Origin of the sequence: Rhodococcus sp. 1168, assembly GCF_002091955.1 — a bacterium.
Lineage (GTDB): Bacteria > Actinomycetota > Actinomycetes > Mycobacteriales > Mycobacteriaceae > Rhodococcoides.
Window position 1 is genome coordinate 98,895 of the sequence record NZ_MKKY01000068.1, and the last position, 13,946, is coordinate 112,840.

A 13,946-nucleotide genomic window follows, 5' to 3' on the forward strand; every position below is an offset into this window, starting at 1 on the left:
GTTACTGTCGCGGCTTCGCGAGGGGGAAGGCCAAGGTCTCGCGGATGCTGCCACCGGTGATCAACATGACGACGCGATCGACGCCCATGCCGAGGCCACCTGTTGGCGGCATGCCGTACTCGAGTGCCTGCAGGAAATCCTCGTCGAGCGACATCGCTTCCTCGTCACCGCCCGCCGCGAGAAGAGATTGTTCGGTCAATCGGCGACGTTGATCGACGGGGTCGGTGAGCTCGCTGTACGCGGTACCCAGTTCCACACCCCACGCGACGAGATCCCACTTCTCGGCGACACCCGGAATCGATCGATGCGGACGGGTCAACGGCGACATCGAAGTCGGGAAGTCTTTGTAGAAGGTGGGGAACTTGGTGTCGTCCTCGACGAGATGCTCGTACATCCCCTGTGCGACGGCGCCTGCATCCCAACTCTTTTCGTATGGAACGTCGTTCTCCTCGCAGAGTCTGCGAAGTTCGGCGAGTGAGGTGTCGGGGGCGACCGGGACGCCGAGCTTCTCTGCGACGGCCCCGTGCAGTGTTTTGACGGGCCATTCACCGGAGATATCGATTTCGATCATCTCGCCGTTCGGGCCGTCCGGTCGGAGGACTATTTCACGACCGTGTGCGGCGATAGCGGCCTGCTGAATGAGCTGTCGGCACAACACCATCGCTTGCTCGTAGTCACTGTGCGCTTCGTACGCCTCGAGAATGGTGAACTCCGGGTTGTGCTTGAAGTCGGCGCCTTCGTTGCGGAACACTCGACCGATCTCGAATACCTTGTCCATGCCGCCGACGCACAGCCGTTTCAAGTACAACTCGGGTGCGATCCGCAAATACAGATCGAGGTTGTAGGCGTTGATGTGGGTGATGAACGGGGCCGCGTTCGCTCCGCCGTGAACCTGCTGCAGGATCGGCGTCTCGACCTCCATGTATCCGCGGTTCGACAGTGAGTCCCGCATCGATTTGACGACGTTGCTGCGAGCGATCATCAAATTCCTTGTGCTGCGGTTGATCGCAAGATCGATGTAGCGTTGACGCACCCGAGACTCAGGGTCTTTGAGGCCCTTCCACTTGTCCGGCAGCGGATGCAGGCATTTGGCATTCATCCGCCAGTCGCCGGCGAGCAGTGAGAACTCACCCTTGTTGCTTCTTCCGATTACTCCGCTGACCTCGATCAGATCACCCAGGTCGAAGTCGGCATCGAATTCGTCCAGCTTGTCCCCGACGCGCGCGCGGTCGAACAACACCTGAATGTCTTCGGTCCAGTCCCGCACGATCGCAAAGGCGACCCCGCCGTAGTCCCGAATCCGCAGTAGGCGACCGGCAATCCGAACCGTCGTTCCTTGGGGGGCCGCCAATGCCTCGGCGACGGAATGCGTCGGCGGATGTGCGACGGGGTAGCCCGCAGTGCCCTCGCCCTCGAGGCGCTCGAGCTTGGAGATCCGGACGCGAACCTGGTCGGGGCGCCGCGGTCCCTGCGGCTGCTCGTCTTCCTCCTCTAAATTTTGCGGTCCGCTACCGTCACTGTGGATGTCGGTACTGTCGGCGAGAGCTGCCGGCACAGCCACGTGGCTACCGGTGTGTTTGCGTGCGCGCCGGAAACTCGGCAGCGTCAGGAAGCCCTCGGCGATCGCAGATGCGATGCCGACCTTCGGTAGTACGCGACTGTCGGCGAAGCACAGATAGCGCGGTTCCCAGTCGGGTTGATACTTCAAATTCGAGCGGTACAGCGCCTCGAGTTGCCACCACCGCGAGAAGAACACGAGCATCGAACGCCAGATCCGCAGTACCGGCCCAGCTCCGATTCGACTGCCCTCCTCGAACACGGATCGGAACACCGCAAAGTTCAACGAAATCTTACTGACACCGAATTGATCTGCACCGGTTGCCAGTTCGGTGACCAAAAGTTCGATCACTCCGTTGGGGGATTGGGGATCGCGTCGCATCAGATCCAACGACACACCGGTCCGACCCCATGGCGCCAACGACAGAATTCCGACGGTCTTCTCACCCTGCGTGGCTTGAACCAGCATGCAATCGCCGTCGAGCGGATCACCGAGGCGTCCGAGCGCCATCGAGAATCCGCGCTCGGTCTCGGTGTCACGCCACGCGTCGGCGCAGTCGATGATCTCGGCCATCTCGGGTGCAGGAATGTTGCGGTGACGACGTATTTCCACCGTTACACCCGCCTTGCGTGCACGTGTGACGGCTTGGCGGACCGGCCGCATATCGCGGCCGTTGAGGTTGAACTTCTTGGTGTACAGGATGGCTTCGTCGCCGAGTTCGAGGACGTTCAGACCGGCTCGCTTGTAGGCCGTCGCGCCGATTTCGCTGGCCCCCATCACTGCAGGCGACCAACCGTACTTTTCGGCCAACTCGAGCCACGCGTCGATGGCGTGCGGCCACGCCTCGGGATTGCCGATGGGATCACCGCTGGCCAAGCACACTCCGACCTCGACGCGATACGTGACCGCAGCCTTACCGCTCGGGGCGAACGCGACACCCTTGTCACGCCGGGTGGCGAAGTAACCGAGGGAGTCGTCCGCTCCCCATTTGTCGAGGAGGCCGCGCAGTGCCGACTCGTCGCTACCCGTCAGCGCATTGGTCGAACGCTGCGACCGGAACAGGGTGACCACGGCCGCGAGCAAGGCGAGTGCGCCGAACAGACCGAGCAGAGTATTGACGAAACCGTGTGGGTGACCACTGAATTGCTCGTTGTCGACCGTCGCCAATGCCGTGACGCGGTTGAAGGCCCACAGGAACGTCTCGTTCTCCGGGAGCGTGCCGGGGAACAGTGCGACCAGAGCCCAGCCGAGCAGGGTGCCGACTATCGCGCCCAGAACCAGAACTCCGAGAGCTTTCCATACGGCGCCGCGCCGTACGCGGGTGTAGAACTCCTTGCGTGCCGCCACCAGAATGCCGATGACGACGACGTGGACGCACAGGGCGACCCAGGCGTTGGCGTTCTTCTCCTGGATGCCCTCGGCGAGATCGGTAAGTGCGAAGAGCACGAGATAAAGCGTCAGGAACCACCAGGCGATGCGCTTACGGCTTGCCAATGCTGCCGCGGTGAGACCGACTACCAGCGCCCACGCCAGTGAGGTGTCCGGGGCATCGATGTAGAAGTTGTTCACGTACTCTCGCGGCACTCGTATGGCTTCTCGCAGCGACGGGGAGATACTCCACAGAAACACCAGCACTGCGAAAGTGCCGAGAATCAGCCCGGCAATGTGTGGAACCTGCGCCAGCCGACCGTGTTCGGGTGGCGCGAAGGACCGCGCGGGCTTCTCCTCCCCGCGAGCGGACTTCTTCGGTGACACCGATGTGCTCGTCAAGGCCCACTCCTGCCGTCAGCGCTGTCGACTACTCAGGGCCAACGGTAACGCCGACGACAGGTTCAGGGGGGATCATTCGGCAGTCGAGAGACCGCGCGCCTTGGTTAGGAGGCTTTCCAGGACCGCCAGATCAACTTCTCGACGATGATTGCGGGACCTTCCGGCCGAGCGGAAGCGTATTGGTCGTACTTGTCCACGAGGGCATCGATTGCTGCTTTGCCCTCGTCGGAATGGGCGTCGACGACACGGGCCGATCCGCTGGCGCGAACCCACCACAGGTTGTCCCACTCGTCTTCGTAGTTGTCGACGATGAGGCCCACAGCCGGGTCGGCGCGGATGTTGTCCAGGCGCTGGAGTTTACGGGTGGATTTGGGCTTCCAGTCGATGGCAGTGACGATGCGATCGTCGACGACGGCGAAGACGACAGGCACGAGATGTGGTGTGCCGTCGGGATTGATCGTGGACAGAATTGCTCGTTGGGCGGCGGAAAAGCGAATGGTGTCGTCGGCGATCTTCACAGTTGTTTCCTTGTCGATCCGGGGTGCGTGAAAGCTCGCGCGCGGTCATGCAGAGGCGCTGTGCGCGCCGTCCTGACATAGGACGTTCTCGAGCTGGACGGCTGTCATCGGACGACCGAGAAGGTGGCCTTGCCCGAAGGTGACTCCCATGTCAGCGCAGGAAGCCATTTGCTCGGGCGTTTCGATACCTTCGATAACAGTGTCCTTGCCCAGGTCGTGCGAGACGTCTACGACAGCTTTGCACAGCGCGGAGATGGCGCGCCTGCGCTGAAGGTTCTTGCTGTCGAAGTGCTGGGTGAGTGATCTGTCGATCTTGAGGATGTCGACGGGCAGGATCGCGAGGCGTTCGAGCGAGGAGAAACCGGAGCCGAAGTCGTCGATCGCGACGAGAACCCCATGTCGGCGCACGTCGAGTAGTTGGTACTGCACGGCGTCGACGTTGTGCAGCGACTTCGATTCCGCCAGTTCGATCACGACGCGTCCGGGCTCGATGCCGAGTGCGTCGATGACGTCGATGACGTCGGTGGCCAGTGTTCCTGCGGCGAAATGCAGCGGGCTGACGTTGATGCCGATCTGCGCCGCGATGCCGCGATGCTGCCAGGAGGCGATGGTCCGGCCGACCTCGTTGAGAATCCAGTTGCTCAGCGGGATGATGAGGCCGGCGTCTTCGGCGAGCGGGATGAAGGTGTCGGGCATCAGCAGACCCAGTTCAGGGTGATTCCACCGAATGAGTGCCTCGGCGCCGATGACGATGCCGGAGGAAATTTCGACGATGGGCTGGTAGAGCATCTCCAGTTCGTGTTCGGCCATGGCCACCCCGCGTAAGCGTTCGAGCATTTCCAGCCGAGTGCGGTTACTGTCGCGCAGGTCGGTCGAGAACACCTGGTGGCTGCTGCGCCCCAGCGATTTGGCCGCGTGCATCGCGGTGGTTGCGTCGTGAATGAGTTGAACCGGGTCGGTGTTCTCCGCGTCGGAGGTGGCTACGCCCACGCTGGCAGTGATGGTCAGCTTGCGATTGCCGAGCTCGAACGACGGCTCGAGGACGCTGACGAACCCGGCGGCAAGTGCGCGTGCCGCGATGGACTGACATCCGCGGGCGATGACCACGAACTCGTCGCCGGTCAATCGGCCGAGGGTGTCACTGGGCCGCGTCGACGCATCGATTCGGTGGGCGACGAGGCGGAGCAGTTGGTCACCCTGTGTGGGACCGAGGGCGTCGTTGAACTCCTTGAATCCATCGATGTCGACGAGTAGGACGCTGACTTCGTTGTCGGTGGTGCGCCGCTGCAATTCGCCACGCAACAGTGTTTCGATCTCGTCCCGGCTGGCCAGGCCTGTCAGCGGGTCCTGCCGCGAAGCCCCACCCAGCTCCGCCGCAAGCGCGGTGATGTCGGTGTGGGTGATGTAGAGGCCGCTACCGTCGGTGAGCAGCGCGGCTCGCATGCGGTACCAATAGTCGTTTTCGTGCGTGGACCAGCGGAAGTCGAAGGTATGCATCGCCGAGTCACCGCCCACGAGTCCCTGGAGTCCGGTCAGAACGATCGCTGCGTCCTGGTTTCCGGACTCGGCCGCAGCGCGCCACAAATCGAAGTAGTCTCCACCCGGAACGCAGTGCGAACCACCAGGCCGACTACCCCAGAACTGACCCCACAGTTGGTTGACCAGCACGATGGTGCCGTTTGTGTCGAGTACAACGGTTCCAGCGGGGACTGCGTCGAGCATGGTTTGGGCAAGCTCGTCGGTCCATTCGCTTCGACCGCTGCCGAGCCGTTCGGTCGTGACGTCCAGAGCCCAGATTGCGTAGCCACCCGAGCCCGGGTTGACCTTGTACGACAGCCACTTCTGCAGTGCGTACGAAAAATCTTCGACTACGCCGGACCAGCCGGGGAGGCTGCACTTGGCTAGAAACTCTGCCCGAGCGGCTTCGTTGAACCACGCCTCGAGTTCGCGTCCGAGAAGGCGATCGCGTGTCGTGTGCAGCAGATGCGCAGCGGCAGGGTTGGCATAGGTGATGACAAGAGAAGTGTTGACCAGCAGGAGAGCTTCGGGGATCGACTCCAGCTCATCACGTGGCGCTGAATGTGGATCGTCGATTCGTGGTCGGGGCATGGAAGGATCTCGGCTCATACTCCCCCCCTGTGACTGGTCGACCAAAGGCAAGAATAGCCCGAAAGTTTGCTTTCGCGCTAGAAACAGGGTGATTGCCTTGTTTTGATAGTTGTTTGAACGACTTTTGTCCGAAAGTCGCTCAGACCGAACCGACATTGGCCGGCTCCAACAACCGCTGAACCATGCATTGGAGAACATCGATCCCGTCGGTCGACAGTACGGACTCCGGATGGAACTGAACCGAGGCGAATCCGGCGCCGCGCAGCGCAGTGACGCCATGGGAGTCTATCGAGCATTCCACCCCTGAAATCTCGCCCGGCAGCGCGGCGAATGCGTTGTAGAAACCGAGTGTCCGACGCTCTCCGAACAGCTCGACCTCCCGCTGAACTCCCTGCTGCGGATGAGAAAGCGCGACGACGTCCAGACCGAGAATCCGTGCGAGAACCTGGTGACTCAGGCAGATCGCGAGTAATGGCGCCCCGTTGTCGAGTCGAGCGCGGACGGCCCGCTCCACTGCACGAATTCGGTTGTCGGGAGCAAGGTTCGGATCTCCGGGCCCGGGTCCACACACCAGCAGGTCGGCGTCGGTGCCGGAGTACTCCTCCCATCGAACAACCGATACGTCCATGCCGAGGTGGCGGAGCTGATGGGCGATCATCGCCGTCCACTGATCCTCGAAATCGACGACGACCGCTGTCCGACCCAGCAATTCGGGCAGTACGACCAGTGGTTGCTGGTCGAGCCAGAACGACGCCAGCTTCTCGTTGCGCAACGCCAACGCGTCGGCGACGCCCGGATAGGTGTCGAGACGGACCGCGTCCGTTCCGCGTGGACGTGCCGGTTCGATACCGAGGGCGGCGAGTACGCCGCCGAGCTTCGAACGGGTCTCGGCCACTTCGTGTTCGGGTACCGAGTTGCGCACGAGGGTGGCGCCTGCCGAGATTTTCAGCTCACCGGCAGGCGAGATCTCGCACGTGCGGATGAGGATCGGCGCATCCAGCGTGCTCACCCCGTCGACGCGCTCGAACAGTGCCAGAACGCCGGAATAATAACCGCGCCCGTTGGCTTCGTATCGCTCGATGACGCGTGCGGCATTTTCGATCGGTGAACCGGTGACGGTAGGTGCGAACATCGTCTCCCGCAGGATCTCGCGTGGATCCAGCTCACTCTCGCCCAACAGGATGTACTCGGTGTGCGTCAGGTGGCCCATCTGTTTGAGGCGCGGACCGATGACGCGGCCACCGTTTCCGCAGATGCGGCTCATCATCTTCAGTTCCTCGTCGACGACCATGAACAGCTCGTCGTTCTCTTTCGCATCACCGAGAAAGTCGAGAACACCTGCACCCGAGGGGCCTTCGACAGGGTGCCGGTAGGTACCGCTGATCGGATTCATCGTCGCCGTAGTGCCATCGAATCCGACGTGCCGTTCCGGGGTCGCACCTACGAGTGTGATCTGCGGTGTGTGAACGAAAAACGTCCAGTAAGAACCCGATTCACCGACCAACAGTCTTCGGAAGATTTCGAGTCCACTGGCGATCGGGTCGTCCAACTGGGCCCGAAAGTCGCGGCGAATGACGAAGTTCGCGCCCGCACCCCGGCCGATCTCGTCGGTGAGCACCCGCTCCACGACCGCAGCGTATGCGTCGTCTTCGGGCTCGAACCGGCCGTGGAGAAGGTTCAGTTCGGAGTTCGGAAGTGCGCCCAGCACCTCGTCGATACTCAGCAGGGCACGCTCGTGGACCTGCAGGTACTGCAGCGGGGATTCGTCGTCGTGGCATACGAAACCGCGTTCGGTGACCTGCCGAAATGGGACCAGTGCCAACACATCGGGGCCGTCGGCATGCGGATTCAATGGAATGTCGGAGAGGGACGGCGCATCGGTGACATCGCCGATCAGAACGTCGACACCGTGTTCGCGGCTCAGAATTGCGAACGGCGCGGAACCGGTGAGAGCCTTCTTCAAAACTTTCGAGGTCGGAGCTTCGTGCACGTCGATCAGCCTTTCGGATTAGCAGAAGGCTGCCCGCCGAGGGGCCCAGACAACAAAAAAATGGCCACCTCGAAAGGCGGCCACGGTTGGAAGTACGCAAAGGTGTGGGTGCCTAAGAGCGCCACCACCATGATCCTGCAACGAGAAGAGGTGCGTACATGTCGAGTGACTGTACACACTTGCGCCCGGGCTAGCTCGCCATCCGCATCAGTACTCGCTCGATCGCGTCGACGGCACGGTCCAAGTCTGCTTCGCTGATCGTCAACGCAGGCCGGAAGCGGATCGAACGACCACCGCAACCGAGCGCGAGGACGTGCTCCTCGGTGCGGAGGTCCTCGATCAAGCGGTCGCGACTCCCGGCGTCGGGCATCGTGAAAGCGCACATCAACCCGCGCCCGCGGACCTCGGTGACCATCTCGTGCCGCGTCGCCATGTCATCGAGGCGACACCTCAGGTGTCGCCCCAGTGTGGCAGCGCGCTCGATGAGCCCTTCGGATTCGACGATCTCGAGTATCCGCCGAGAACGCACCATGTCGGTGAGGTTGCCACCCCACGTGGAGTTGATGCGTGAGGAGACCGCGAAGACGTGATCGTCGAGATCGTCGACGCGTCCACCCGCCATGACGCCGCAGACCTGAACCTTCTTGCCGAACGCGAGCACGTCGGGGACGGCGTCGAGCTGCTGGAAAGCCCATGCGGTGCCGGTCATTCCGGCGCCCGTCTGTACCTCGTCGACAACGAACAACGCGTCGTACTCGTGGCACAGATCCCGAAGCTGCACCAGGAACTGCGGGCGAAAATGGTTGTCACCGCCTTCACCCTGAATGGGTTCGATTATCGCGCAGGCGATGTCGTGGGGATTCGCCTCGAAGGCGATCCGGGCCGCGGCAAGTGCGTTCGCTTCCAGCGCGTCCATGTCCACCCCACTGCGGATGTACGGCGACGGGATGCGGGGCCAATCGAATTTCGGAAACCGCGCGACCTTGTTGGGGTCGGTGTTGGTCAGCGACATCGTGTATCCCGTGCGGCCATGGAACGCATGCTCGAAATGCAGTACCTGCGTACCCAGTGCTGGGTCGATGCCGTGCTTACCGTTCCACCGACTCTTCCAGTCGAACGCGACCTTGAGTGCGTTCTCGACGGCGAGCGCACCACCTTCGACGAAGAACAGGTGCGGCAGACGCGGGTCTCCCAGCACTCGGGCGAAGGTATCGACGAACCGCGCCATGGCCACGGTGTAGACATCGGAGTTGCTCGGCTTGTTCATCGCCGCCTGCAGCAAGTCGGCGCGGAACGCCGCGTCCGACACCAGACCGGGATGGTTCATCCCGAGCGCCGAAGAGGCGAAGAACGTGAACAGATCCAGGTACGACGTGCCGTCCCTGGCATCGACGAGCGTCGATCCCTGGCTCTTGTCGAGATCGAGAACCATCTCGAATCCGTCGGCGAGCATGTGGCGACCGATGATGGCATGGACGTCGTGGGCGTCGACAGTCGATGTGGCCGCTGCCGCGCGCTGCAATACCTGCGTCATAGTGCTCAACATACGCGTTAATATTCCGTTAGCAAGCCCGTAGAACAGTATATTTTCCTGTCTGCGGGCATTCGGCTAGATTGAAATGACACTCTCCGGCTTCGAAAGGTGCGCACCATGCCCTCACCCGTCACCCACGATGCGTTGAGTGTCGAGACCCGCGCGATTCTTGGGCGACTCGGCGTTCGCGTCGATCTCGATGCCTCGACCGCAGCGACCACCTCGACCATGCCGATCGTGGCGCGCTCACCGATCACCGGTGGCAATCTGGCGTCCCTCGGTTCGGCCACGGTCTCCGACGTCGACGCGGTCATCGCCGACGCCAGGACGGCCTATGCCCAGTGGTCGAGTGTGCCGGCGCCCGTCCGCGGCGGCCTCATCCGTGAACTCGGTCAACTCCTACGTGAATACAAAGACGATCTCGGTGCGCTCGTGTCGATCGAGGCGGGCAAGATCGTCTCCGAGGGCCTCGGCGAGGTGCAGGAAATGATCGACATCTGCGACTTCGGCGTCGGATTGTCGCGTCAGCTCTACGGAAAAACGATTGCTACCGAACGACCCGGCCACCGAATGATGGAACAGTGGCACCCCCTCGGCGTCGTCGCCGTCATCACCGCGTTCAACTTCCCGGTGGCAGTGTGGTCGTGGAATGCCGTGCTGGCGTTGGTTTCCGGTGACACAGTGGTGTGGAAGCCCTCGGAGAAGACTCCGCTGACCGCACTCGGAGTGCAGGCACTGTTCGAGCGCGCCGCCGAAAAAGCAGGCGTGGACCCGAAAGTTGCACAGCTCATCGTCGGCGATCGGGTCGCCGGCGAAGCCCTCGTCGACGACCCGCGAGTGGCGCTCGTGTCGGCGACGGGCTCGACGCGGATGGGACGCGCCGTCGCACCTCGAGTGGCCGAGCGGTTCGGGCGGGCACTGCTCGAGCTCGGCGGCAACAACGCGGCGATTGTGACACCGTCCGCAGATCTCGACCTGACCACCCGCGGCATCGTGTTCTCCGCGGCAGGCACTGCAGGACAACGGTGTACGTCGTTGCGACGCGTTATCGTGCACTCGTCCATAGCCGAGGAACTCGTGGAACGGATCGCGCGCGCGTACGCCACCTTGTCGATCGGATCGCCCCTGGACCCAGACACTCTGGTCGGACCGCTGATCGACGCACCCGCCTTCGCCGGTTTTCAGAAGGCGCTCGACGCTGCATTGGCCGACGGCGGCGTCGTGCGTGCCGGCGGCAACCGCGTCGAGATATTCGGTGAGTACGCCTACTACGTCGAGCCGACCGTCATCACGATGCCCACGCAAACCGACATCGTCAAGCACGAGACGTTCGCGCCGATCCTCTACGTGCTCACCTACGACACGCTAGACGAAGCTATAGCCCTGCACAACGATGTGCCACAAGGGCTTTCGTCGTCGATCTTCACCACCGATCTGCGCGAGGCGGAGATGTTCCTGTCCGCAGCAGGCTCGGACTGCGGGATCGCCAACGTCAACATCGGACCGTCCGGTGCCGAAATCGGCGGAGCATTCGGAGGCGAGAAGGAAACCGGTGGCGGCCGCGAATCCGGATCGGATGCCTGGAAGGCGTACATGCGCCGGGCAACCAACACCGTGAACTACTCCAATGATCTGCCCTTGGCTCAGGGAGTGAAATTCACCTGAGCAGGCCGTCGACCAAGGCGTCGACGATCTCGTCCGTCGACGTCCCGGGGTCGATCGGATAGGTGAGCCGGTCGAGCAGCAGACCGTCGATCGCGTAGTGGAACAGCGCAACCTCTTTGGCGCCGCCGGGTAGTCCTGCGGCAAGGTTGAATTCGACGTCTGTGGCGAAGTTCGATCGCTGCCAGTCTCCGAGTATCTCGCCGATCTCGGGACGTCGCGATGCCTCGAGCCGTAACTCGAACAGGGCCAGCGTCACATCTGGATTGCCGAGTAGCCGTGCGACGATGTCGCGAATGTAGTCGGCGAACAGTGCAAGGCTCGGGACTTGTTCCGCCAGTGGACCGTGGACGACAGGATCTGGTGCGAGTCTTTCGCCGATCCGATCGATCAGGCCTGCGAAGACGTCGTGGCGGGACTTGAAGTAGTTCGACGTCGTTCCCTTGGGTACCGAGGCCTCGACGTCGATCGCCCGATGCGTGAGTCCGCGTGCACCTTCGCGCGCGAGGATGCGGAGACCGGCGTCGGCGAGCTCGGAGCGTCTCTGCGGATTGCGAGCCATGGAAAAAGCCTAGCGCAACCACGACGGCTGTCGTAGTCTTACAGCGACTACTACAGCTGTCGTGATTGGAGCGTCCTATGCGTGAACTGGTCTACTACGTCGCGGTCAGCCTCGACGGATACATAGGCGCCCCGGACGACACGTTCGACGCCTTCCCGATGCAGGGTGATCACATCGACATGATTGTGCGGGACTACACGGACACTCTTCCTACACTCGCACTCGAGGCATTGGGAATGACGCCGGATCTGACGCGCTTCGACACGGTCCTGATGGGGTGGAACACGTACGTCGCCGGGGGACCGCACCCGCCGGGTGGCCCATACGGTCATCTGAAGCAATACGTGTTCTCCCGGAACCACACCGACGTCGAACCTGCAGTGACGATTCCAAATGAAAGCCCCGTCGAACATGCTCGGAAACTCAAGCAGGAGAACGGCAGTGGAATTTGGCTTGCAGGCGGCGGCATCCTCGCATCGGAACTGGTCGACGAGATCGACCGGCTGATCATCAAGGTAAACCCGATCCTGTTGGGTTCGGGAAAACGGATCTTCGCCGAGCGCGAGTATGCGCCCATGCGAGCAGAGTTGATCGCCAGTACGCCCTACAGATCTGGGGTAGTGATCAACGAGTACGCCCGGTGATCGGGATCGTTCTTTGGACCGCGCACCCTTTTTGGTAACCGTGCACCCGCGTTTGCGTTCTTTGCCAGGATGATCGTGAGACACATCCTGGCAAAGTAGGCGGGGAATCGAGTTGCTTGTGATCGACATCGAGATCGGACGCACCCGCACGGGCGGGCGCACGTTTCCGGTTGCGTTTCGGATCGCGTTCGTCGAAGAGTGGGATCTGTGTACCGACCACGGATCGAAGGTTCGACTGATGCGTGAGCACAACCTCACCAGAGCGACCGTGCGGAACTGGCTTCGGAGCCGAGACGAGGGAGAATACGAAGCACAGATGGCTCCGGCCGCAGAAAAGAGGTCACTACGCCGCATGGAGAACTTCGACCGCGCCGAATTCAACAGACTCCGTAAAGAGAACCGCGAACTCAAACACAAACTCGCCCAGAGCGAGGCGGTGCAAGAGATCCTGGGAAAAGCGTACGAGCTCTTGGAAGGAATCACCACGAGCTCACCGAACGAGGACCCGACCGAGATTCCGGTAACACTGCTGAGCGCGAACGAATACGCACGGTGGCTCGAGCGCAACAAACTGTCCTGATCGCCCTCGTCGGCGCGCTCGTGGGAGCTGACGTCGGTGTCCGTGACGGATGCGAATTGGTCGGTATCGCACGCGCCACCTATTACCGAATAACACGCAACTACTCCCACTACCGCCCTGTCGTCGATCCGACACCGCACAAGGATCGACACCAACCAGCAGCACTGACCGCATCCGAACGGACTGCGATCGTGTCAGTCCTCGAAGCTGACGACTACGCCGATCTGTCTGTCGTTCAAACATATTGGCGTGCATTCGATGCCGAGAAAATTGACTGCAGCGAGCGTACGTTCTACCGGATAGCCGCCCAACAGGGGTTGGTCGGTGATCGTCGACGCAGCAAGCTCGGCGGTCTCGTCCAACATCGCAGCAAGCCGATCGTGCACGCCGGCGACGTCGGTGAACTGTGGTCCTGGGATGTCACCGAACTGCGGGGGCCACGGACCCAGGATCGATACAGGTTGTATCTGGTCATAGATGTGTTCTCCCGCTATCCGGTGGGTTGGCGTGTCGAATACTCGGAAGACTCTGCCCTGGCGGTAGCGATGTTCGCCCGCGCTATCGAACGATTCGGGGCACCTAACGGAGTGCACGCAGACAATGGTGCAGTCATGCGTTCGGATGCTCTGGTGAGATCTCTCGTCGCCGAGAACGTCGTCCCGACGTATTCACGACCGAGGGTCAGCGATGACAATCCGTTTTCGGAGTCATTGTTCAAGACCATCAAATACGACCTCAACTGCCCACCGCACTTCGATGACATCGAGCACGCCCGCACATGGACAACAGAGTTTCTTCATCGCTACGCCACTGAACACCGCCACAGTGGACTCGGACGGCACACACCACATCAGGTGCACACCGGCATCGCTGCTGACACTCAGCAACGACGCCAGCGTGCACTCGACCGGGCTTACGCCAACCACCCCGAACGCTATCGCGCAGCACCCTGTGCCCCTGACCTTCCCGGACCCACCGGGATCAACACCAACCTGTCTCGGACAGGTTGACAACTTCCG

The 13,946-nt window shown here is 61.9% G+C and carries 10 protein-coding genes; 4 read left to right on the top strand and 6 right to left on the bottom strand.

Going from position 1 to position 13,946, the window contains the following annotated elements:
* Position 1: 1 nt before the first annotated feature.
* The 5 genes from lysX to lat form a co-directional block, all read right to left on the bottom strand.
* Complete coding sequence (gene lysX, locus BJI47_RS12935) at positions 2 to 3,313, bottom strand: bifunctional lysylphosphatidylglycerol synthetase/lysine--tRNA ligase LysX (RefSeq protein ID WP_254900577.1); 3,312 nt, start codon at positions 3,311 to 3,313, stop codon at positions 2 to 4.
* A gap of 119 nt (positions 3,314 to 3,432) precedes the next feature.
* Positions 3,433 to 3,846, bottom strand: coding sequence for a TIGR03668 family PPOX class F420-dependent oxidoreductase (locus tag BJI47_RS12940; RefSeq protein WP_088944094.1), 414 nt, complete (start codon positions 3,844 to 3,846; stop codon positions 3,433 to 3,435).
* Between the two features lie 45 nt (positions 3,847 to 3,891).
* Positions 3,892 to 5,973 carry a bifunctional diguanylate cyclase/phosphodiesterase gene (locus BJI47_RS12945; RefSeq protein WP_254900574.1) on the bottom strand — a complete coding sequence of 694 codons (2,082 nt, stop codon included), beginning with the start codon at positions 5,971 to 5,973 and terminating at the stop codon, positions 3,892 to 3,894.
* A gap of 121 nt (positions 5,974 to 6,094) precedes the next feature.
* On the bottom strand, positions 6,095 to 7,945 hold the full coding sequence (locus tag BJI47_RS12950; RefSeq protein ID WP_217808539.1) for an anthranilate synthase family protein: 1,851 nt from the start codon (positions 7,943 to 7,945) through the stop codon (positions 6,095 to 6,097).
* Between the two features lie 190 nt (positions 7,946 to 8,135).
* A complete protein-coding gene (lat, locus tag BJI47_RS12955) occupies positions 8,136 to 9,479 on the bottom strand; it encodes an L-lysine 6-transaminase (protein ID WP_088944095.1) in 1,344 nt (447 codons plus the stop codon).
* Between the two features lie 117 nt (positions 9,480 to 9,596).
* On the opposite strand from lat, the gene BJI47_RS12960 reads away from it, so the two are divergent.
* Positions 9,597 to 11,144 (top strand): aldehyde dehydrogenase family protein, encoded by a 1,548-nt coding sequence (locus tag BJI47_RS12960; protein ID WP_088944114.1) that lies wholly within the window; start codon positions 9,597 to 9,599, stop codon positions 11,142 to 11,144.
* Here BJI47_RS12960 and BJI47_RS12965 read toward each other — a convergent pair.
* Positions 11,137 to 11,703: a TetR/AcrR family transcriptional regulator gene (locus BJI47_RS12965; protein WP_088944096.1), complete on the bottom strand. Its 567-nt coding sequence runs from the start codon at positions 11,701 to 11,703 to the stop codon at positions 11,137 to 11,139. The two genes, BJI47_RS12960 and BJI47_RS12965, sit on opposite strands and share 8 nt — an antisense overlap.
* A gap of 77 nt (positions 11,704 to 11,780) precedes the next feature.
* On the opposite strand from BJI47_RS12965, the gene BJI47_RS12970 reads away from it, so the two are divergent.
* The 3 genes from BJI47_RS12970 to BJI47_RS12980 all read left to right on the top strand — a co-directional run bounded on the left by BJI47_RS12970 (position 11,781) and on the right by BJI47_RS12980 (position 13,937).
* Positions 11,781 to 12,347 carry a dihydrofolate reductase family protein gene (locus tag BJI47_RS12970; protein ID WP_088944097.1) on the top strand — a complete coding sequence of 189 codons (567 nt, stop codon included), beginning with the start codon at positions 11,781 to 11,783 and terminating at the stop codon, positions 12,345 to 12,347.
* 118 nt (positions 12,348 to 12,465) lie between these two features.
* Positions 12,466 to 12,927, top strand: coding sequence for a hypothetical protein (locus tag BJI47_RS12975; RefSeq protein ID WP_176224659.1), 462 nt, complete (start codon positions 12,466 to 12,468; stop codon positions 12,925 to 12,927).
* Entirely contained in the window at positions 12,900 to 13,937 is a 1,038-nt protein-coding gene (locus BJI47_RS12980) for a DDE-type integrase/transposase/recombinase (RefSeq protein WP_217808503.1), read from the top strand. The genes BJI47_RS12975 and BJI47_RS12980 overlap by 28 nt, the downstream gene beginning before the upstream one ends.
* Positions 13,938 to 13,946 lie beyond the last annotated feature (9 nt).

Excerpts from the sequence above, each read along its gene's own strand:
- BJI47_RS12945 (WP_254900574.1), bottom strand. The coding sequence starts at position 5,973 with ATGAGCCGAGATCCTTCCATGCCCCGACCACGAATCGACGATCCACAT.
- lat (WP_088944095.1), bottom strand. The coding sequence starts at position 9,479 with ATGACGCAGGTATTGCAGCGCGCGGCAGCGGCCACATCGACTGTCGAC.
- BJI47_RS12960 (WP_088944114.1), top strand. The coding sequence starts at position 9,597 with ATGCCCTCACCCGTCACCCACGATGCGTTGAGTGTCGAGACCCGCGCG.
- BJI47_RS12965 (WP_088944096.1), bottom strand. The coding sequence starts at position 11,703 with ATGGCTCGCAATCCGCAGAGACGCTCCGAGCTCGCCGACGCCGGTCTC.
- BJI47_RS12970 (WP_088944097.1), top strand. The coding sequence starts at position 11,781 with ATGCGTGAACTGGTCTACTACGTCGCGGTCAGCCTCGACGGATACATA.